The sequence below is a fragment of the Pseudarthrobacter sp. 1C304 genome, from assembly GCF_052245515.1.
Classification (GTDB): domain Bacteria; phylum Actinomycetota; class Actinomycetes; order Actinomycetales; family Micrococcaceae; genus Arthrobacter.
This window is the reverse complement of record NZ_JBQQCH010000003.1, coordinates 386,825-407,387: the sequence shown is the minus strand read 5'-3', so window position 1 is coordinate 407,387 and position 20,563 is coordinate 386,825. Positions and strand designations below refer to the sequence as shown.

20 protein-coding genes and 1 tRNA gene are annotated in these 20,563 nt (G+C 67.1%); 16 read left to right on the top strand and 5 right to left on the bottom strand.

The window, feature by feature from the left end:
• Positions 1–539: 539 nt before the first annotated feature.
• The 9 genes from ACTWQD_RS09425 (at position 540) to ACTWQD_RS09385 (ending at position 8,699) form a co-directional block, all read left to right on the top strand.
• Positions 540–959, top strand: coding sequence for a DUF3052 domain-containing protein (locus ACTWQD_RS09425; RefSeq protein ID WP_066437226.1), 420 nt, complete (start codon positions 540–542; stop codon positions 957–959).
• A complete protein-coding gene (locus tag ACTWQD_RS09420; protein WP_443195871.1) occupies positions 956–1,453 on the top strand; it encodes a peroxiredoxin in 498 nt (165 codons plus the stop codon). Before ACTWQD_RS09425 ends, ACTWQD_RS09420 begins: the two co-directional genes overlap by 4 nt.
• A 31-nt stretch (positions 1,454–1,484) precedes the next feature.
• Entirely contained in the window at positions 1,485–2,378 is an 894-nt protein-coding gene (locus tag ACTWQD_RS09415; RefSeq protein WP_443195870.1) for an NAD-dependent protein deacetylase, read from the top strand.
• Positions 2,379–2,479: 101 nt separating this feature from the next.
• Positions 2,480–2,555: transfer RNA gene (locus tag ACTWQD_RS09410), tRNA-Val, on the top strand.
• A gap of 252 nt (positions 2,556–2,807) precedes the next feature.
• Entirely contained in the window at positions 2,808–4,670 is a 1,863-nt protein-coding gene (locus ACTWQD_RS09405) for a DUF222 domain-containing protein (RefSeq protein WP_443195869.1), read from the top strand.
• Between the two features lie 141 nt (positions 4,671–4,811).
• On the top strand, positions 4,812–5,090 hold the full coding sequence (locus tag ACTWQD_RS09400) for a hypothetical protein (RefSeq protein ID WP_443195868.1): 279 nt from the start codon (positions 4,812–4,814) through the stop codon (positions 5,088–5,090).
• 272 nt (positions 5,091–5,362) lie between these two features.
• Complete coding sequence (locus ACTWQD_RS09395) at positions 5,363–6,193, top strand: fumarylacetoacetate hydrolase family protein (RefSeq protein WP_443195867.1); 831 nt, start codon at positions 5,363–5,365, stop codon at positions 6,191–6,193.
• A gap of 192 nt (positions 6,194–6,385) precedes the next feature.
• Complete coding sequence (locus tag ACTWQD_RS09390; protein ID WP_443195866.1) at positions 6,386–7,183, top strand: IclR family transcriptional regulator; 798 nt, start codon at positions 6,386–6,388, stop codon at positions 7,181–7,183.
• A 160-nt stretch (positions 7,184–7,343) separates the two neighbouring features.
• Positions 7,344–8,699: an MFS transporter gene (locus tag ACTWQD_RS09385; RefSeq protein WP_443195865.1), complete on the top strand. Its 1,356-nt coding sequence runs from the start codon at positions 7,344–7,346 to the stop codon at positions 8,697–8,699.
• Between the two features lie 462 nt (positions 8,700–9,161).
• On the opposite strand, the gene ACTWQD_RS09380 is transcribed toward ACTWQD_RS09385, so the two are convergent.
• On the bottom strand, positions 9,162–10,226 hold the full coding sequence (locus ACTWQD_RS09380; protein WP_443195864.1) for a D-2-hydroxyacid dehydrogenase: 1,065 nt from the start codon (positions 10,224–10,226) through the stop codon (positions 9,162–9,164).
• 78 nt (positions 10,227–10,304) lie between these two features.
• On the opposite strand from ACTWQD_RS09380, the gene ACTWQD_RS09375 reads away from it, so the two are divergent.
• From ACTWQD_RS09375 to ACTWQD_RS09365, 3 genes are read left to right on the top strand one after another with little or no spacing between them, the layout of a single operon-like run.
• A complete protein-coding gene (locus tag ACTWQD_RS09375; RefSeq protein WP_443195863.1) occupies positions 10,305–11,264 on the top strand; it encodes an NAD(P)-dependent oxidoreductase in 960 nt (319 codons plus the stop codon).
• Positions 11,265–11,278: 14 nt separating this feature from the next.
• Positions 11,279–12,049: an SDR family oxidoreductase gene (locus ACTWQD_RS09370; protein ID WP_443195862.1), complete on the top strand. Its 771-nt coding sequence runs from the start codon at positions 11,279–11,281 to the stop codon at positions 12,047–12,049.
• Complete coding sequence (locus ACTWQD_RS09365) at positions 12,049–13,116, top strand: L-idonate 5-dehydrogenase (RefSeq protein ID WP_443195861.1); 1,068 nt, start codon at positions 12,049–12,051, stop codon at positions 13,114–13,116. The genes ACTWQD_RS09370 and ACTWQD_RS09365 overlap by 1 nt, the downstream gene beginning before the upstream one ends.
• Positions 13,117–13,157: 41 nt before the next feature.
• Here ACTWQD_RS09365 and ACTWQD_RS09360 read toward each other — a convergent pair whose 3' ends face one another.
• Positions 13,158–13,886: a FadR/GntR family transcriptional regulator gene (locus ACTWQD_RS09360; protein WP_443195860.1), complete on the bottom strand. Its 729-nt coding sequence runs from the start codon at positions 13,884–13,886 to the stop codon at positions 13,158–13,160.
• A gap of 239 nt (positions 13,887–14,125) precedes the next feature.
• Here ACTWQD_RS09360 and gndA point away from each other — a divergent pair, with 239 nt between their 5' ends.
• Complete coding sequence (gene gndA / locus ACTWQD_RS09355; RefSeq protein WP_443195859.1) at positions 14,126–15,562, top strand: NADP-dependent phosphogluconate dehydrogenase; 1,437 nt, start codon at positions 14,126–14,128, stop codon at positions 15,560–15,562.
• Positions 15,563–15,688: 126 nt separating this feature from the next.
• The gene (locus tag ACTWQD_RS09350) at positions 15,689–16,522 is read left to right on the top strand and encodes an oxidoreductase (RefSeq protein WP_443195858.1); all 834 of its coding nucleotides are present in this window, start codon (positions 15,689–15,691) and stop codon (positions 16,520–16,522) included.
• A 28-nt stretch (positions 16,523–16,550) separates the two neighbouring features.
• Here the strand turns inward: ACTWQD_RS09350 and epsC are convergent, their stop codons facing one another.
• The 3 genes from epsC to msrA all read right to left on the bottom strand — a co-directional run bounded on the left by epsC (position 16,551) and on the right by msrA (position 18,700).
• Positions 16,551–17,135 carry a serine O-acetyltransferase EpsC gene (gene epsC / locus ACTWQD_RS09345; protein WP_066437290.1) on the bottom strand — a complete coding sequence of 195 codons (585 nt, stop codon included), beginning with the start codon at positions 17,133–17,135 and terminating at the stop codon, positions 16,551–16,553.
• Between the two features lie 38 nt (positions 17,136–17,173).
• Positions 17,174–18,109: a cysteine synthase A gene (cysK, locus tag ACTWQD_RS09340; RefSeq protein WP_443195857.1), complete on the bottom strand. Its 936-nt coding sequence runs from the start codon at positions 18,107–18,109 to the stop codon at positions 17,174–17,176.
• 66 nt (positions 18,110–18,175) lie between these two features.
• On the bottom strand, positions 18,176–18,700 hold the full coding sequence (gene msrA / locus ACTWQD_RS09335; RefSeq protein ID WP_443195856.1) for a peptide-methionine (S)-S-oxide reductase MsrA: 525 nt from the start codon (positions 18,698–18,700) through the stop codon (positions 18,176–18,178).
• Positions 18,701–18,779: 79 nt separating this feature from the next.
• Here msrA and ACTWQD_RS09330 point away from each other — a divergent pair, with 79 nt between their 5' ends.
• Complete coding sequence (locus tag ACTWQD_RS09330) at positions 18,780–19,697, top strand: Nif3-like dinuclear metal center hexameric protein (RefSeq protein WP_443195855.1); 918 nt, start codon at positions 18,780–18,782, stop codon at positions 19,695–19,697.
• Between the two features lie 122 nt (positions 19,698–19,819).
• Entirely contained in the window at positions 19,820–20,557 is a 738-nt protein-coding gene (locus ACTWQD_RS09325) for a zinc ribbon domain-containing protein (protein ID WP_443195854.1), read from the top strand.
• The last annotated feature ends 6 nt before the right edge of the window (positions 20,558–20,563 follow it).

The following is a 20,563-nucleotide window of genomic DNA, read 5'->3' as shown; positions in this document are numbered from 1 at the left end:
TCCTGAATCAAAGCATCCAGGGACTCCAGCCACTCGGCGGTCTCTTCCGGATCACGATCAGGCAGCTGGTTAGTCAACCCGCTGAGGATATGGGAGGTCTCTTCTCCTGCAGCCACGTCCAACCTCTCTTTGAGCGCATTCATCGGCGCCCTCAGCTCCGGCAGGGTGACTGCCTGGCGTGAACGCGACATGTGCGACGTATCGGTTACAACTGCCCGGTCATGTGCGCCGGGCAAGGTCCAATCACAACTAATCCCGCCTTCGTCAGCGGGTATTCGCCCTCGCGGGCGTAGTCGTCACCAGCCACTCTAGCTCTGACAGCTCAGGGATGCGTAGCCGTCGTGTGGGGGCCCTGTCGTATTTGACCGGCATACTGGTTGTGTGACGACGTGCCGCCCGGCGGTGCCCGGATCGCGGCGTGTGACGCAGAATATGGCGGATCGCGGGGCCAACAGCTTGAAGCGCGGGCGCAAAGGGTGTTGGCTTGGAGTAATGGAAATCACTAGCGCTATTGAAAACACCAAGCATAGGAGCAACACGTGAGCGAGGCCGACGCCGCCACTTCGGTAAATGTGGCGGAAAAACTGGGTTTCAAAGCCGGGGACCTGATTCAGGAATTCGGCTATGACGACGATGTCGACTTCGACCTGCGTGACGACATTGAAGACCTCACGGGCTCTGAACTCTTCGACGAGGACGACCACGAAGTAGTCGATGCAGTGATTCTTTGGTGGCGCTCCGACGACGGCGACCTGGTGGACAACCTGGTCGGCTCGCGCACCACCCTGACCGAGGGCGGCGTCGTCTGGGTACTCACCCCGAAGTCCGGCCGGGTCGGCTACGTCTCACCGGCTGACATCCAGGACGCTGCGCCCACTGCCGGCCTGCACTACACCACGTCTGCCGGCGTCTCCAAGGACTGGAGCGCCACCCGCCTCGTCACGCGGAAGAACAAGTGACCCAAGCGGCAACGGTCGTCGACATCGACGCCGTTCCCGCCGTCGGCGAGGTAGCTCCCGACTTCGAACTGCTGAACCAGTTCGGCGAACCCGTGAGGCTTTCGGAGCTGCGGGGCCGGAACGTGGTGCTGGTGTTCTTCCCGTTCGCCTTCTCCGGCATCTGCACGGGGGAGCTGTGCGAAATCCGGGACAACCTGGCCCTGTTCGAGGACGCGGACGCCGTCGTACTTGGCATTTCGGTGGACAGCAAGTTTGCCCAGCGGGCCTACGCCGAGAAGGAAGGCTACTCCTTCGACCTGCTGGCCGACTTCTGGCCGCATGGCGCCGTCGCCGGGCAGTACGGGGTTCTGGATGCCGGGAGCGGCATGGCGAAGCGGGGGACCTTCATCATCGACGCCGGCGGAGTGGTGCGATACGTGGTGGTGAACCCCCGCGGCCAGGCCAGGGACTTCACCGAGTACCGCGAAGCCCTGGCGGGACTCGGCAGGAATTGACGCGGTGAGGACGCGGCGGCCCGGGACCGGCATGACTGGTTTTGCCAGCCTGCCCCCGGTCCCCGCGGGCGAACCCGCCCGGGACGAACTCGAAGTCCTGCAGGAGATCCATGGCATCCTCGCGGGGGAGCGCTTCGCGCTGCTGACGGGGGCCGGCCTCAGTACTGATTCCGGCATCCCGGACTACCGGGGACCGGGCGCGGCGCCCCGTGCGCCCATGACCTATCAGGAGTTCATCGGCGCAGCGGAAAACCGCCGCCGTTACTGGGCGCGCAACCACATCGGCTGGTCCCATCTGAAGCGGGCGGATCCGAACGACGGCCACGTCGCCGTCGTCCGCCTTGAGCGCCGTGGGCTGCTTACGGGCCTCATCACGCAGAACGTGGACCGTCTCCACGAGGACGCGGGAAGCGTCAACGTTGTTGACCTGCACGGACGCTTTGACCAGGTGGTGTGCCTTGCCTGCCACCGCCGTTTCAGCCGCACCCTGCTTGCCGGGGTGCTGGAAGAACTCAACCCGGGGTTTCTGGACAAGGCCCTGGCCGCCGGAGCGGTCGAAATGGCGCCGGACGCGGATGCCACGGTCGAGGACGCGGCGCTGATCGAGAGTTTCGTCGTGGCGCACTGCCCGGCCTGCGGCGGCACGCTCAAACCGGACTTCGTCTACTTCGGCGAGAACGTCCCCAAGGACCGGGTGGAGCGTTCCTACGCCATGGTGGACGAGGCCGCCGCGCTCTTGGTGGCCGGGTCCTCGCTGACCGTCATGAGCGGCCTGCGCTTTGCCCGGCACGCCGCGAAGCAGGGAAAGCCGGTGGTCATCATCAACCGGGGCCAGACCCGCGGGGATGACCTTGCCACCGTCAAACTCAACGCCGGCGTCAGCGAATCGCTGACCTGGCTCGCTGCCGAACTTCCGCCGCTGTAAGCAGCACACTGCCGCCCCGCGGCCAATTGGCGCTGGGCCTTGTTCATCCGGTACAGTAACTGTTCGTTGGTTGAAGCGCGGAAGCGCAGAAGCAGCGGTTTGGGTCTTTAGCTCAGCTGGTAGAGCGCCACGTTTACACCGTGGATGTCATCGGTTCGATCCCGGTAGGACCCACCACGAGAAACCCCGTCACAGCAGGCCCAAGGGCTGCAGTGGCGGGGTTCTTTTGTGTGGTGTGGCGGCTTCGGGCAGGCACCTCTATCACCCGGAGTGGCATGGTGTGGGCTGTCCCGTTTTCTGTCGACGACAGGCAGGCTCTATCTGACGTCCGTCGCGCTAATGACTTTCGAGAGCCGCTGAGTTTTCCCTAGTCCGCGGCCGCTCACGGCACGGACCATAAATGTCGGTGGTCTCTGGTGGGATGGTTGCATGAAAGCCTCCCAGGATTTCATCACCGTTGAAGACTCGGACTTGAGCATCGTTCCGGCCGGGGACTCCGGTGCGGACGGCTTGAGCGTCGCGGAGGCTGTGGACGCGGCCCTGGCGCTCCTACGGGATGCGGGGTCGCGGGCGGCCGGGGACTCCGCAGTGTGGGGGTTCCAGGAGGCGTCGGATATCGCCGGCCGGGTGGAGGAGGCGTCGCGGCACATCGAGCACCTGCAGATCGCCGCGGCCGGGGCCGTGGACCGAACCAGGAAGCAGGCCGCGGCCGCCGCAGCGAAGGCCAATACATCGTGGACCACCGGCTGGCGCGATGATTCGAGTAACGGGACCACACCCACGACTGCGGATCCAGCTTCCGGTGTTGCGGCCGGCTGGCGCGATGATTCGAGTTACGGCACGCCGGGTGGTGTTGCAGATGCCGGGGCCGCGCAGGCCGTCCCTTCCGGCGATGCTGCCGGCTGGCGTGATGATTCGAGTTTCGGGACCCCGGCTGCGGTACCGCCGCGGGGTGCCGTGGTGGCGGGCGTGGCGGGTGCCGCTGCTGCGGCGGCTGCTGCGGTAGTGGATGACGGGTACCGGAACACGACGGAGTTTCTGCGGGCGCGGTTGCGGGTCAGCGGCCCGGAGGCCCGCCGCCGGCTGGCGCTGGCCGGGGAGCTGCTGCCGCGGCAAGGCTTCACGGGTGAAGTATTGCCTGCGGTGCGCGGAGAACTCGGTGCCGCTGTCGCGTCCGGGGAGGTCGGTTCCCGGGCCGCGACCATCATCACTTTGGCGCTGGACCGGGTCCGGCACGTCTGCGCTCCGGAGGCCGTGGACGGGATGGAGTACGCCCTGACCCGTGTCGCGGCCGAGAACGACCAGGACTTCCTGGCCCGGGTGGCCCGGAAGTGGGTTGATGCGCTGGATCAGGACGGGGCCGAGCCGTCCGAGGAACTCCTGCGCCAGCTCCAGGGCGCGTTCATCCGCAAACCCCGCCACGGCCTGCACCACCTGGAGATCTTCGCGACCGCCGACCAAGCCGAACAGCTCCTCACCGTGATGAACACCGGCACCAACCCCCGCACCAGCACCGGTGCGGGAACGGCAACCGACGCGGCAGCACCGGGCCCCGCAGCGGCGGAGACCACGCCAGCCCACCCGGGAACGGGCTCCGTCGGAGCCGCCTCCGCCTGGCCCGCGAGCTCCGCGGACGCCAGCGCCAAGGATGGCGGTGCCGGTCCGGGCGTTCCGCTGGATCTCCGCACCCGTCCGCAACGATTACTCGATGGCCTCGTCGGCGCCTGCAAAGTCGCGTTGGCCGCCGGCGGGCTGCCCGCCACCGGAGGGCTCCGCCCCCAGGTCATGGTCACCATCGACTACCAAGACCTCCTCGCCCGCCTCAACACCGTAGACATGAGTACTGCGGGGAACACGGGGACCATGCTGTTCACCGGGCCTGTGACCGCTTCCACGGCCCGGAAAATCGCCTGCGACGCGGACATCATCCCGGTCTTGCTCGGCGGAAACGGCCGGATCCTCGACATCGGCCGCACCTCACGGATCTTCCCGCCCCACATCCGTAAAGCCCTCACCGCCCGCGACCAGGGCTGCGCCTTTCCCTCCTGCACCATCCCCGCCACCTGGTGCGAGGCCCACCACATCACCTACTGGTCCCGCGGCGGCACCACCGGCACCGACAACGGCGTCCTGCTCTGCTCACACCACCACCACCTGATCCACAAAGAGCAATGGACCATCCAACTCCACACCGGCATCCCGTGGTTCATCCCGCCACCCCACATCGACCCCCACCAAGAACCCCGCCGCAACCACTACTTCCACCCCGACCACCACGACACCGCAGCGTGACCACCGTCGCTGGATCTTCAACTGACTGCCGAGAACGGTCGTGGCCACTGCATGAGCGCTGCGGCATCCGCCTTGTGGCAGTGCAAGGGCCGGTGAAGATTGTCGGAGCCTCGTCGTACTGTCGCTGGCATGGAACACGTCATGGTGAAATCGGGCCCGGATGGCAGGCCCCAAGCGGTGGTACGCGGCGGCCGCGAATGGACAGTCGGTGCCGAGCCGGTCCGCTGGTTCGAACGGGTGAGTTGGTGGGAGGCGGAGCGGCGGATGCCCAAGGGGCTGAGCCGCGTCGACGTCGAGGTTTGGCAGGTGCAGGCGAGGCTGGGCCGCAACGTGGGTTCCGCCCTCACCACCATGGAAATTATCCGTGACGGACTCGGTGGGGGCTGGCGGCTTCGGGACGTCGTGGCGGACGCCGCGTAGAGACGGTCCGGTGCTTCGACCGGAGCCCTGGCCCGTATGGCGGTCCCGAAATGCCGGGGCATTGGAAAAGCCTTCCACCGCGACTATTGGGGGATGCCGCGGTGGAAGGCTTAAACATGAATATACCGTGAAGATTCGGAAATGAGAAACAGGAGGTGGGCGTTTCCGAGCTGCAAAAATGCCCATTCGATGGCGTAATCGTCGGCCTCTTAGCGGCGCAATGCCAGCACTTCTGTGCATGGCTGGTTGGCTCCCCGGCCTAGGATGTGTGGATGAATGCCGCACCTACCCGCCGGATTGCCCGGGTCCGCCCCTTGGACGCCATGTCGGAGGCTGAGTACCACTTCGTCGCCAACGATGCCCCGGACTTCGGAAGTGAGGCGGGTCTGGCATGGACCGTGATCGGCTCGCCGTTTCCGGATTCGCCGGCCAACGCTGGCGGCGTACCCCGCCCAGGCTGGGAGCCGGGCATCACGGTTGAAGAAGGCTCCTTCACTTTCCTGGCACCCAGCACACCGGCCAACATCCTGGGGATGGCCCACAACACAGGGCAGGCAGGCCGCGAGCTCCCTCCCCAGGCCTTCCATAAGGCAGCAACCAGCGTGGTGGGTCCGGGCGATGCCATAGAACTGGGACCGGCCGTGGGGCACGTCGAGCCGGAAGCGGAACTGACGGTTGTCATCGGGAGCAAGGTTCGGGGACTCACCCTCGACAACGCGCACACCGCTATCCTCGGTTACACCATCGGAAACGACGTCTCTGCCAGGGATCTGCAGAAAACCGACCAGCTCTGGATCAGCGCCAAGAGCCAGGACACGTTCACGCCGGCGGGGCCATGGATCGTCACCGGCCTCGATGCCGCAGGCCTTGCCATCGGCATCACGCACAACGGCGTGGACCTTAGGCCGGCCACTACGGCCGATCTGGGCTGGGGGGTGGACGAAATCCTGGTCTACCTGACTTCTTTTATGACCCTTCATCCCGGCGACCTGGTGCTCACCGGATTCCCGGCCGAATGCGCTCGCATCGTTCCCGGTGACACCGTCACCTGCCGGATTGCGGGCGTCGGGGAACTCACGAATCCGGTTGTCGCAGGGCTCTGATTCCCAACACGGCTCGGGTCCCGCCCAAGGATGGTTCCCGGGGCCAACGTCTCCGCAATTCGGCCACCGCCGGGGCCGGCCGCCGTCGGGTGTGGGGGCTCAGTTGATCCAGACATTATGATGGTTACTGTTCAGCTGAATGGACACCATTGCTGGCGCCTGCGATCCACACGCGATATTTGAAGGAGAATCATGGCCGATTCCCGAGTTTCCCGAACCTCCGATGGGCTGGGGAGCGCATCGCCCGCGCCGGCAGTTACCCGCGCGGCGGCCGTGCTGGAGGCGTTGGCGGCGTCCGCGACCGGGCGCCTGACGCTCAGTGATCTCGCGCGGGAGCTGGGCATCCCCAAATCGTCGACGTCGAATCTCCTCCTTGCGCTTGAGGAAGCCCGGCTAATCAACCGCCAGGGTGCGGAGTTCACACTGGGACGCAAATTGGTCGAGCTTGGCGCGGCCTACCTCAGCCGCCTCGACGAGGTCCAGGAGTTTTACCGGTTCTGCGAACAGGCGCCGACGCTGTCCGGCGAAACGGTCCGCATCGCCATGCTGGACGGAACGAACGTCATTTACCTGGCCCGCTATGAGGGCCACCCCGCCGTGCGCCTGACGTCCAATATCGGCGACAGGATGCCGGTGTCCCTCTGCGCCGTGGGCAAAGCCCTGATCGCGCGCCTGCATGACCATGACGTTGCGGAAATGTTCCCGGACGACGCCGAGCTGCCCGTCCTGACGCCGAAATCTCTGCGGACCGGGGCCGAACTCAAGGCGCAGCTCGAGGTCATCCGGGAACAGGGCTACGCCTTCGAGGACGAGGAATCGACAACGGGCGTCGTCTGCCTTGCCGTCTCAGTCCCGACACGGGGTGCCCACGGCCCGAGCCTGGGCCTCTCCGTGACCGCGCTGAAGGCCACCTATTCCGAAGACCAGGGCGCGCAGATGGTCAAAGAACTCAAGGAGCTGGCCCGGTCTCTGGGCAATCCCATGGGCTAAAAGGACACCTTTGCCCGGCAAATCAGGGGAACAAAAAATAAATCAGATGACACATTGGCTAGGTGATCACTATGTTGTACGCTGTTCAACATGGTGATCATCCCCTCCGGGGTTGTTCGCACCCACCAGGCCAACGGGGGTCTGGGGTGTCCTTGAGGGAGTGCTTGTGTCTACCAGTACCACTACACAGCTTGCTGAAGCTGACGGCGCCGTCGTCGAACCGGACCAGCTGCGGAGGGCAACTCTTGCCAGCTCCGTCGGCTCGGCACTGGAGTACTACGACTTTTACATCTATGGCCTGGCCTCGGCCCTGATCTTCGGGCCGCTGTTCTTCAAGCCGCTTGGCGACGACGGCGCACTGATCGCATCCTTCGCCACCTACGGCGTCGGATTCGCGGCCCGTCCCTTCGGCGGAATGCTCTTTGGCTACATCGGCGACAGGTTCGGCCGCAAGATGGTCCTCATCCTCACCATTGGCCTGATGGGTACGGCCAGCTTCGCCATCGGCCTGCTGCCCACCTTTGAACAGGCGGGGATGGTGGGAGCCGTCCTTCTGGTCACCCTGCGCATCCTCCAGGGCCTGGGCGCGGGCGCAGAGCAGGCCGGCGCCACCACGCTGATTTCCGAAGTGGCGCCGCGCCGCCGTCGCGGATTCTTCGCTGCGCTTCCCTTCGTCGGTATCCAGCTGGGCACACTGCTTGGTGCCGGAACCTTTGCGCTTATTGCCATGGCGGACAAGGCCACGCTGGAGGGCTGGCTGTGGCGGGTGCCGTTCCTGGCCAGCGTGCTCCTGATCGCGGTGGCCGTCTTCATCCGGCTGCGGCTGAAGGAAACCCCTGTCTTCCAGGAACTCGAGAAGCACAAGAACGTCGCCAAGAACCCCATTGGCCAGCTCTGGAAGCACTCCAAGAAAAACACCCTGATCGGCATCGGCCTGCGCATGGGTGAAAACGGCAACTCCTCCATCTACTCGGCCCTCCTCATTGCCTTCCTGGCAGCCAAGGATGGGGTGTTCCCGGGGGACAAGTTCATCGGCCCGGTGGGCCTGCTCATTGCGGCCGGTTTCGCCGCCGTGATGGTCGTGACGTTCGGTGCGCTGTCTGACCGGTTCGGCCGGGTGCCTGTCTACCGCTATGGGGCGCTGTTCCAGGCGCTCATCGCTTTGCCGGCGTTCTACCTCGTAACTCTGGGCAACGTCACCCTGGTGTGGGTCGTGATGGTTGTGGGCATTGCCCTGGGCGTCCAGTCCATGCTCGGCCCGCAGTGCCCGCTCCTGCCCGAGCTCTTTGGGTCGCGGTACCGCTTCACCGGCGTAGCCATGAGCCGCGAGATCTCTGCCGTGATGGCTGGCGGGCTCGTTCCGCTGGTGGGTGCGGCGCTCCTGGCGGTGACCGGCCACTCCTGGCTGGTGCTTGGCATCTACTCGCTGGTGCTGGCTCTGATCTCCTTTGTCACGACGTTCTTCACGCCCGAGACTGTGGGACGCGACCTCCTCCTCATCGAGGACGCCAGCTAGCCGCCTGGCACGTCAGGCCGCTGACAGCCCGGCAAGGCCGTGGCCCCTTCCGACCAGGAAGGGGCCACGGTCTTCTGTTGTTCCGGGGCGTTTTGGGGTGTGCAGGGGCGTCCGGCACCGGGATGTGCGGCGCCGGTCAGCAACCGCAGCGCGGGATAGTGATCGCGGGCATTGGTGGGGTGTGGCGACGCGCAAAGTGCCTTATGACGCGGCAAGGTCTGTGCGATGCGGGAGTACCGGCGCGCTGGGCAGGATGCGCGTCGTCGGGCACGACGTGGGTCGCCGGGACGGAAACTCAGCGCAGGCCGGGCGCGGGACGCGTCGCCGGCAAGGGGCAAGGGGCAGGGGGCAGGCGACGCGGCGTGAGTCCTTCCGCACCCCGCCCACAAAAAATCGGCCCCTCCGATGCCGGAAGGGCCGATTCTTTGTCCGCTGCACCAGGGCTGCGGGCCCCGGGGCGGCCTAGTAGAAGTGGACCGTGTCCACCAGGTGGGGGAGTTCGCCGCCGTCGAGGAACGTCCGCAGGTTGCTGCAGAAGCGCTCGGCGATCAGCCGGTTCTCCGCCGCGCTGAGGGCCGAGGTGTGCGGCGACACCATGACCTTCGGGTGGCTCCACAGCGGGCTGTCCGCCGGCAGCGGTTCGACGGCGAAAACGTCGAGGCACGCATAGGACACCTGGCCGTTCCCGAGCGCCTCCAGCAGCGCTTCCTCGTCCACAACGGTGCCGCGGCCCACATTCACGAACACCGTTCCCGGCTTCATGGCCGCGAACACGTCGCGGTTGAAAAGCTTCTCGGTGGACGGCGTCCCCGGAAGCGTGTTCACCACCGCATCCGCCGTGGCGAGCAGGCCCGGGAGGCCGTGGTTGTCCGTGACCTCCTGGATTCCGTCGAGGGGCTCCACCGTCCTCTTGGTGCCGCTGACGCTCATGCCGAGGGCGCGGGCGATCCGCGCCGTCTCGACGCCGATCTCGCCCAGCCCGGTGATCACGAGGTGTGAGCCGTTGACCAGGCGCGTGGGGGTGCGGATTTCCGGCCAGTTCCGGGCCGCCTGGTCCTGGGCCAGCTCGGCGCTGCGCTTGAAGCCGTTCAGGATCCCGAGGGCGGCGAACTCGGCGAGGGGCAGCGCGTGGACGCCGGCCGAGGTGGTCACCTTGAGTTTCTGCAGCGCCTGTGCGTCCAACCCGGAAGCCTTCACTGCACCGCCGGCGCCGGCGGCCATGGCGTGGATCCACTCCAGGTGCGCGCTGCTTTCGGCGATCCTGGCGAGGCCCGCGGGGCTCTCGTTCGGGAAGCCGTACAGCACCTGGGCCTTGTTGAGCATGTCCCAGTACCGCTCCTCCTGTTCCGGCGTCCGGCGGAACGCGGGATCACCGGCGTGGTCGGCGGGGTAGCGCTCCGGAGGCAGCAGGTCCGGCTCGTAGAGGACGGTCACGGAGGGATCTACGGCGCGAATGCGCTCCACAAACTCTGCTTCGAGCGGGACGGCGATCGCGACGGTGGTTTGAGTCGTCATAGTGTTCATCATACTGAATGGGGGCTAGGATATTGAACAGATTGTTGAAATTCACCGGCAGAAACCACAACGGAGTGAGGCGGAATGCATATGGACCGGAAGGAAGCCGGGTTTGTGGGACTGGGCCTGATGGGGGCGCCCATGGCCGGAAACCTCCTCGCTGCGGGCTGGGCGGTCCGCGCCTGGAACAGGTCGGCGGCGGCGCTGGAGAAGTTTGAGGCCCTCGGCGGGTCAGGGGTTGCCCACGTCGAGGAACTCCGCGACGCGCCGGTGGTCATCTTTATGCTGCCGGACCTGTCCTACATCGAGGACGCCGCCGCACCGCTTCTGGCCGCCTGGTCCCGCAACCCTCCCGCCGCGGGGACCTTCGTGGTGGTCATGAGCAGCGTCTCGCCGGCCGCGGTGAAGGAATTCGGGGCGCGGGTGGACCAGGCGAGCGGCGGAAACGCCGTCGTGGTCGATGCCCCCGTCAGCGGCGGCACCGCCGGCGCCGTTGCAGGAACCCTGGCCATCATGGCCGGTGCCTCCGAGGAAGACTTCCAGCGGCTCCTTCCGCTGTTCAGCGCCATGGGCAGCACCGTCCGGCGGCTGGGTCCGCTGGGCTCCGGCTCGCTGGCCAAGGCGTGCAACCAGCTCATCGTCGGGACCACGACGGCGGCACTCGCCGAGGCCGCCGAACTCGCCGAACGTTCCGGCATGGACGTTGACGCCCTCTACGGCGTCCTCGCCGGCGGCCTGGCCGGCAGCCGGGTCCTTGAGATCGTGGGCCCGCGGCTCGCCGCCAAAGACTACGAGCCGACCGGGCCGGCCAAGTTCATGCACAAGGACCTGTCCTTTGTGCTCGAGAGCGCCCGCGCCGTCGATGCCGCGGTGCCCATGGCCGCCGCCGGAGTGGACCTCTACGCAGAACTGACGCGCCAGGGACTGGGGGACCGGGACCTCGCCGTGGTGCGGCAGGCCATCGCCAACCTCAGCGGCGCCGCCGGAGGCGGCAGTGCAGGCGACACGACAGACGGCGCGGCAGCCACCATCACAGCCAACACCAAGTAAGGACCAGCAAACGCATGAGTGGACTCTTTGACCTGACCGGCCGGACCGCACTGGTGACCGGCTCCAGCCGGGGGATCGGCAACGCCCTGGCCCGCGCCCTGGCCGACGCCGGGGCAACCGTGGTGCTCAACGGTGTCAACCCCGAACGGCTGAAGGCCGCCGAAACCGCCATGGCCGTCGACTACCCGCCCGGCCGGATCGCCAGCTGCGCGTTCGACGTCACCAGCGACGCCGAGGCGGCACGGGGCATCGCATGGGTGGAAGACACCATCGGGCCGCTGGAGATCCTGGTCAACAACGCCGGCATCCAGCACCGGGTCCCCATGCTGGAGCTCGACGTCGCCGACTGGGAACGCGTCATCGCCACCGACCTGACCAGCGCCTTTCTCGTGGGGCGGGAGGCCGCCCGGCACATGATTCCGCGCGGCCGGGGCAAAATCATCAACATCTGCTCCGTCCAGACGGACCTGGCCCGCCCCACCATCGCGCCCTACGTCGCGGCCAAGGGCGGCCTGCGGAACCTGACCCGTGTCATGACAGCCGAATGGGCAGGTTTCGGGCTGCAGATCAACGGCATCGCGCCAGGCTACATCCACACTGAAATGACCCAGAACCTGGTGGATGACGAACAGTTCAACGCCTGGATCCTGGGCCGGACCCCGGCGCGCCGGTGGGGGACGGTGCAGGACCTGGCCGGCCCGGCCGTCTGGCTCGCGTCCGACGGCTCGAATTTCGTCAACGGGCAGACCATCTTCATCGACGGCGGAATGACGGTGGTGGTCTGATGGCCGGCGCAGCGCTCCTTCCGGCCACCGCGGCCGCAGTGGTGGCCCATGCCGCGGGCGACCTCCGTATAGAAGACATCCCCCTCGCCGCCCCGGCGTCCGACGAGGCTGTGATTGAGGTGGCCTTCGGCGGCATCTGCGGCTCGGACCTGCACTACTGGCTGCACGGCGCCGCCGGCGAATCCGTCCTCAAGGCGCCCATGATCCTCGGCCACGAAATCGTGGGGACGGTGCTCCAGGCCGCCGCGGACGGCACCGGGCCGACGGCCGGAACCCGGGTGGCCGTCCATCCCGCCACGCCCGGCCCGGGCACCGTCCCATACCCCGCAGACCGGCCCAACCTTTCGCCGGGCTGCACCTACCTCGGCAGCGCCGCGCGCTATCCCCACACCGACGGGGCCTTCAGCCGGTACACAATCCTTCCGGCCCGGATGCTCCGCGCCCTGCCGGACAACCTCGGGCTGCGGTCCGCCGCGCTGGTGGAACCCGCGGCCGTCGCCTGGCACGCCGTCTCGCGCGCCGGGGACGTGGCGGGCAAGACCGCCCTGGTGATCGGCAGCGGTCCCATCGGCGCGCTAGCCGTGGCGGTCCTCAAACGGGCCGGCGCACGGCGGATTGTGGCCGTGGACATGCACGCCAGGCCACTGGAGATAGCCCGCGCCGTGGGCGCCGACCACGTTCTCAGGGGCGACGAGACGGAAGCCATCGAAGCCGTCGCCGCGGACGTGGTCATCGAATCCTCCGGCAGCCACCACGGGCTGGCCTCCGCGATCAAGGGGGCAGTGCGCGGCGGCAAGGTGGTCATGGTGGGCCTGCTGCCGGCCGGGCCGCAGCCGGTCCTGATCTCGCTCGCCATCACCCGCGAACTGGAACTGCTGGGATCCTTCCGCTTCAACGACGAAATCGACGACGTCATTGCGGCGCTCGCCGACGGGACGCTGTTCGTCGACCCGGTGGTCACCCACACGTTCCCGCTGGGCGAGGGGCTCGAAGCCTTCGAAGTGGCCCGGAATTCAGCAGCTTCCGGGAAGGTGCTGCTGGACTTCCGCCCGGACGCCGGAGCGTGACCGGCCCGGACGCAGGGCCGGTAACGACAGGCAGGGGAGGCTTACGGCCGGGGGACCGGGACGAACACCCGTGGCTGGTCCTTCCATTCGGGTTCCATCTCGGAGATGGTCTGCCGCATGATCCGCTCCGAGGCCTCGCGGGCACCGGCCGGGTTTCCCGCGGCAATCGCCTCGGCCACATCCACGTGCCACTGCAGGGCCGAATCGTTCGGGTGGTCCGGCATGAGGCCGTGCACAGTGCGTCCGGTCAGCGTTTCGGCCACCTGGCCCACCATGTTGGCGAACATCTCGTTCCCGGAGCCGGTCAGCAGCAGGGAATGGAAGTGGATGTCCAGCTCAAGGAACCTGGGCACGTCCCCGCCCTTCCCTGCGTCGTGCATGGCGTGCGCGACCTCCACCAGTTCGCGGCGGATCTCCTCGGGGGCGTTGGCGGCGGCCAGTTCGGCGGCCACGGGTTCGACGGCGGTGCGCAGCTCGGCGAGGGAGCGCAGCTGCGCACCGCGTCCGACGCCGGCGAGGCGCCAGCGGATCACCTGGGGGTCGAAGGGGTTCCACCGGCTGGCCGGCAGCACCCGGATGCCCACCCGTTTGGTCGTTTCGACCAGGCCGAGGGACTGCAGGACGCGCACCGCTTCACGGACCACCGAACGGGACACCTTGAGTTCCCCTTCGAGGTGCTCGGCGAGCATGATGTGGCCGGCCGGGAGCTCGCCCGTCACGATGCGGGTGCCGAGGTGCTCAATCGCGCGGTGGTGGAGGCTGGTTGACATAGTCGTAAGCATAGTGCGGCGCGGGGTCAGCCACCTGCCGCACGGCCCCGGACCGGCGCAAAGGGCGCCGAAAATCATAGACTGTTTGTGACGCGCCATATTCCGCCACGTGGGCACTGCTTTCCCGTAGCCCGTGGAAATACATATGGTTTATTGACAGCCACTGATCCCAAAGAAGATAGTGCCGCCTTCCGCGCGGCACGGACTGCACTCGTTGCACAGAATGAATTGGAGTTTTGATGTCAGCACACATCGGTGTCACCGGCCTTGCGGTGATGGGGGCCAACCTCGCCCGCAACCTGGCCCGGAACGGCTTCACCGTTGCCCTGCATAACCGGTCCGTCGAGAAGACCGACGCGCTCCTGGCCAAGCACGGCCACGACGGTGACTTCGTCCGCACGGAAACCCTGCAGGAGCTCGTCGACTCGCTGGAGAAGCCGCGCCGCGTGCTCATCATGGTCAAGGCCGGCAAGCCGGTTGACTCCGTGATCGAACAGCTCGAACCGCTCCTGGAACCGGGCGACATCATCATCGACGCCGGCAACTCCCACTACGAGGACACCCGCCGCCGCGAGGCAGCACTCGCGAAGAAGGACCTGCACTTCGTCGGCATCGGCGTCTCCGGCGGCGAAGAGGGCGCGCTCAACGGCCCGTCCATCATGCCCGGCGGATCCAGGGAGTCCTACGACGCCCTCGGCCCGCTGCTGGAAAAAATTGCCGCCCAGGTGGACGGCCAGCCCTGCTGCGCCTGGATCGGCACCGACGGCGCCGGCCACTTCGTCAAGATGGTCCACAACGGCATCGAATACGCCGACATGCAGGTCATCGGTGAAGCCTTCGACCTGCTGCGCTCCGGCGCGGGCATCGAACCTGCGGACCAGGCAAAGATCTTCGAAGAGTGGAACAAGGGCGACCTCGCCTCCTTCCTGATCGAAATCTCCGCCGAGGTCCTCGGCCACGTCGACCCGAAGACCGGCAAGCCGTTCGTCGACGTCGTCGTGGACGCCGCAGGCCAGAAGGGCACCGGCCGCTGGACTGTCATCTCCGCACTCGAGCTGGGCTCCCCGACGTCGGGCATCGCCGAATCGGTCTTCGCCCGCGCCCTGTCCTCCCAGACGGAGCAGCGCAAGCTGGCCCAGGAGCTCCTGGCCGGTGCGGAAGCCGACGTCGAGATCCCCGAGAGCTTCGTCGAGGACGTCCGCCAGGCGCTGTACGCCTCCAAGCTGGTCTCCTACGCGCAGGGGCTGGACATGCTCACCTCCGCCGCCAAGGAATACGGCTGGGACCTGAAGCTGGACGAGATCGCGTCCCTGTGGCGCGGCGGCTGCATCATCCGCGCCGAGCTGCTCAAGGAAATCACCAAGGCCTACGCCGCGGAGGAGAAGCCGGCGAACCTGCTGTTCGCCCCGGCCTTCACCAAGGCGATCGCCGATGTCCTCCCGGCCTGGCGCCGCGTGGTCTCGACCGCCGTCCAGCTCGGCATCCCGGTGCCGGTGTTCTCCTCCTCGCTGGCCTACTACGACGGCCTCCGCCGCAAGCGCCTTCCGGCCGCCGTGATCCAGGGCCAGCGCGACCTCTTCGGCGCGCACACCTACGGCCGTGTTGACGCCGAAGGCACCTTCCACACCCTCTGGGGCGAGGACAAGTCCGAAATCGAGGCAGTGGACACGCACTAGTTCCGGCCCCTGACGCCGGCGGCCGGTGCTCCCGTTACTCTGGGAGCACCGGCCGTTTGTTTTTCCCCGGGCCCCGTCCCGGAATCCACACCCGCCGTCCACGCCGCCGTCCGAGGAGTGCAGCAGATGAACCAGCCCGTAGCGTTTGTCACCGGAGCTTCCACCGGCATCGGCTTCGAGGCCGCCTGGAAGCTGGCCGCCCGGGGTTTTATCGTGTATGCCGGCGCCCGCCGGGTCGAGAAGATGGAGCCGCTCAAGGCCCACGGTGTAACGGTCGTGGAGCTGGACGTCACGGACGAGGACTCCATGAGCGCCGCCGTCGGGCAGGTCATCGCTGCCCACGGCCGGGTGGACGTGCTGGTGAACAACGCCGGCTACGGGTCCTACGGTTCGCTGGAGGAAGTTGAGCTGGCCGAGGGGCGGCGGCAGTTCGACGTCAACGTCTTCGGCCTCGCACGGATGACCCAGCTGGTGGTTCCCGGGATGCGGGCCGCGGGGCGGGGGAGGATCATCAACGTGTCCTCGATCGGCGGGAAAATGTATGAGCCGCTGGGTGCCTGGTACCACGCCACGAAGTTCGCCGTCGAGGGCCTCAGCGATTCACTGCGCCTCGAACTGCAGCCCCACGGCGTCGAGGTGAGCATCATCGAGCCGTCCGGGACCGAATCGGAGTGGGGGGCCATCTCCGGTGACAGCCTGCTCGCCACATCCGGCCACGGACCCTACATGGACCAGGCAAAGGTGGTGGCGGCGGCGCTGGCGTCCACGGTGGGCTCCACGATGTCGACGCCCCCGGGCGTCATTGCCGACGCCATCGTCCACGCCGCGACGTCCCCGAAGCCCAAGACCCGCTATCCCGTGGGCAAGGGCGCCCGGGCCATTCTGCTGCTGCGGCGGGTGCTCCCGGACCGGATCTTCGACGTCGTCATCTGGAACATCTACAAGCGGTTTACCGCGTAACCCCGCCGGGAGCCGGGCGGCCCGCCGGTCAGATCCGGTATTCGATCAGGTACTCGGCGGGGTCGACGGCGGCCTTGGTCTCGCGCTGCGCGTCCCGGTGCCGCCACGTGGCGGGCACGCCGGTGAGGATCGATTCGGCGGGGGCGTCCTTGACCACCACGGCGTTGGCGCCCACGGCGCTGTCCCGGCCGATGGTGATGGGGCCCAGGATCTTGGCCCCGGCCCCGATCACCACGCGGTCCTCGATGGTGGGGTGCCGCTTGACCTTGGCCAGGGAACGGCCCCCGAGGGTGACGCCGTGGTAGATCATGACGTCCTCACCGATTTCGGCGGTCTCGCCGATCACCACGCCCATGCCGTGGTCGATGAAGAAGCGGCGGCCGATCGTGGCGCCGGGGTGGATCTCGATCCCGGTGAGGAACCTGGCCAGCTGCGAGACCAGCCGTGCCGGGAACCGCAGCGCCGGGTTCTGCCACATCCTGTGCGTCAGGCGGTGGAGCCAGATCGCGTGCAGGCCGGAGTAGGCAAAGAAGTTCTCAAAAGAACCTCGAGCCGCCGGGTCGTGGGACCGGGCGGCGTCGAGGTCTTCCTTCAGTCTTGCGAAGAAGCTCACAAAGACCTTTCTACGAATTCTGGGGACACGGCCGGGACTCAGCCGCGGATGTCGTCGTACAGCACGGTGGAGATGTAGCGCTCACCGAAGTCGCACACAACAGCAACAATCAGCTTACCGGCGTTCTCGGGGCGCTTGGCCAGTTCCAGGGCAGCCCACACGATCGCGCCGGAGGAGATGCCGCCCAGGATGCCTTCCTTGACGCCAAGGTCGCGGGCCACGCGAACCGAGTCCTCAAGGGTGGCGTCGAGGACCTCGTCGTACACGTTGGTGTCGAGGATCTGCGGGACGAAGTTGGCGCCGATGCCCTGGATCTTGTGCGGGCCCGGTGCGCCGCCGTTGAGGATGGCGGAGTCCTTCGGCTCGACGGCGATAATCTGCACCTCGGGCTTGCGCTCCTTGAGCACCTGCCCGACGCCGGTGACGGTTCCGCCGGTGCCGACGCCGGCGACGAAGATGTCCACCTTGCCGTCCGTGTCGGCCCAGACTTCCTCGGCCGTCGTCTGGCGGTGCACCTCGGGGTTGGCCTCGTTGGCGAACTGCTGGGCCCAGATGGAGTTCTCCGTGTTGGCGACGATCTCCTGGGCCTTCTCGACGGCGCCGCGCATGCCCTCGGACCCGGGGGTGAGCACAATCTCGGCACCGTAGGCGCGCAGCATGACCCGGCGTTCGGTGGACATGGTCTCCGGCATGGTCAGGATGACCTTGTAGCCGCGGGCAGCGCCCACCATGGCCAAGGCGATGCCGGTGTTGCCGGAGGTGCCTTCGACGATGGTTCCGCCGGGCTTCAGCGCCCCGGACTTCTCCGCGGCGTCGACGATCGCGACGCCGATGCGGTCCTTGACGCTGTTGGCCGGGTTGTAGAACTCCAGCTTGACGGCCACCGTGGCGTCCAGTCCTTCGCTCAGCCGGTTGAGCCTGACCAGCGGGGTTCCGCCGACCAGCTGGGTAACATCGTCATAGATCCGTGCCATGGGTGTCTGCGCCTGTCTGTCGAAGAGGGAATTGAGGTCAGCTTAACGAGGGCTCTCGGACCCTAGCTAAGCATTAAGCCATGCAGAGTAATATTTCCTGGCCTTTGCCAGCTTCGGATTGATGATCACCTGGCAGTAGCCCTGCTCCGGGAACTTGGCGAAGTAGTTCTGGTGGATTTCCTCCGCCCGGTGGAACACGGGCAGCCGGCTGACCTCCGTGACGATCGGGTGCGCCCACAGGGCCTGGTTCCGGTCGATCGCTTCCTCAAAGAGGATCTTCTCCTCGGTCGTTTCGTAGAACATCGAGGAGCGGTACTGGGTTCCGACGTCGTAGCCCTGGCGGTTGAGGGTGGTGGGGTCATGCAGCGCGAAGAACATGTCCAGGATGACCTCCGCGGGGATCACCTCCTCATCGAACGTCACGGCCACAACTTCGGCGTGGCCCGTGGTTCCCGAGCAGACGGCGTAGTAGTCCGGGGCGCGGTCATGGCCTCCGGTGTAGCCCGAGACGACGTCGCTGACACCGCTGGTTTTCTGGTAGACGGCGTCGAGGCACCAGAAGCAGCCTCCGCCGAGGACAAAAGTTCTCATGCTCTCTTCAATGGTTCAAGGGCCCCGATGATTCCCGGCGTCTGCGGCGGAGCCCGGCCGATAGGGTAAAAATGTGGGTATGGAACCTGAAAACACCGACGTTTCAGCCACGCCGGCCGAAGGAAACGATGCTGCCGGCAACGGGTCCGGGGACGCTGCCGAGGCTCCCACGCTGGGCACCGTCCTGCTGGCTGTCGAGGAACTCTGGCCGGAATCGCTCGCTGAGGACTGGGACGAGGTGGGCCTCGTGGCCGGCCATCCGTCCGCGCCGGTCGGCAGGATCCTTTTCGCCGTCGATCCCACCCTCGAGGTGATCGAGGAGGCCATCGAGTTCGGCGCCGAGCTGCTCATCACGCACCATCCGCTGTTGCTCAAGGGGGTCACGTCGGTCGCGGCGACCACCGCGAAGGGCCGGGCCATCCACCGGCTGATTGAGTCAGGGACGGGCCTCCTGACCGTGCACACCAACGGGGACTCCGCCGTCGGAGGCGTCTCGGATGTCCTGGCCGACGCCCTGGGGCTGCAGAACGTCGAGCCGCTGACCCCGGCGGCGAACGGCCTGCCGGAAGAGGGCATCGGGCGGGTGGGTGACCTCGACGAGGTCGTGACCCTGGGCGACTTCGCCGCCCGCGTCTTCGGCATCCTGCCCGCGGTGGCCGGCGGGGTGCGCGTCTCCGGGGACCGGGACGGGCTGGTGCGCCGTGTAGCGGTATGCGGAGGCGCCGGGGACTCGCTCCTCGGCGAGGTCCGGGCGAGCAACGCCGACGTGTACCTGACGGCGGACCTCCGGCACCACCCGGCGTCGGAAGCCCGCGAGGCGGCGGTCAACGACCGGCCCTACCTGATCGACGTTTCACACTTCGCCAGCGAATGGCTGTGGCTGCCGGCCGCCGCCGAGGCGCTGGGCAACGTGCTGAGCGACCAGGGCCACGACGTTGAAATCCGGGTCAGCACCACCAACAGTGACCCGTGGGACTTCATTCTGACTCCGGGCTAAGCCTGGCGTGCGAAGGGCCCAAGTGGGCGCAGCGAGGCCGGGGAGTACGCTAGGCGCTAGAGTCTAGGGAGCGCCGCGTAGGCGCCCGGCTCCGGCCGGCAGGGAACAAGCGGAGGTAAATAGTGGCCAAGGCAGCACCGGCGGAACAGTTGAAGTTGCTCGAATTGCAGGGACTCGATGCGAAGCTCAAGTCCCTGTTCAACCGCCGCCGAAGCCTTGAAAGCGACTCCCGGATCACCGATCTCGAAGCCGCCCTCGCCGTGGCCAACGGCGAACTCGGTGCCGCGAAAGTGGCCGTCCACGACGCCGAACTCGAGCTCAAGCGCGCCGAAGCGGACGTGGAGCAGGTGGCGTCCAGGATTGAACGCGACGAGGCCAGGCTCAACAGCGGCACCGGGCTGTCCAAGGACCTGGTGGCCCTGCAGCGCGACCTCGTCTCCCTGAACAAGCGCCGCTCCGACCTTGAGGACGTGGAACTGGAAGTCCTGGAGCGACTCGATTCCCTCCGCCTGCGCCAGGCCTCCCAGCAGCAGATCGTGGACGACATCCAGGGCTCCTTCGGTGCCATCCGTGCCGAACTCGACGAGAAGCTCGCCGAGATCGCCGCCGAGGCCACCGTGGTGCGCGGCAAGCGTGCCGAATTCGCCGACGGCCTGGACGCCGGACTGCTGGCTGTGTACGAGAAGACCCTGGCCAAGCGCGGGGTCGGCGCGGCCCGCCTTTTCCATGGAACGTCCGAGGGGTCCGGCATGCAGCTGAGCCCGGGCGACCTCGCCGACATCAAGGCCGCGGCGGAGGACGACATCGTCTTCTGCCCGGACTCCGGCTGCATTCTGGTCCGCTCCGCCGAATGGGCCTAGGGCCCG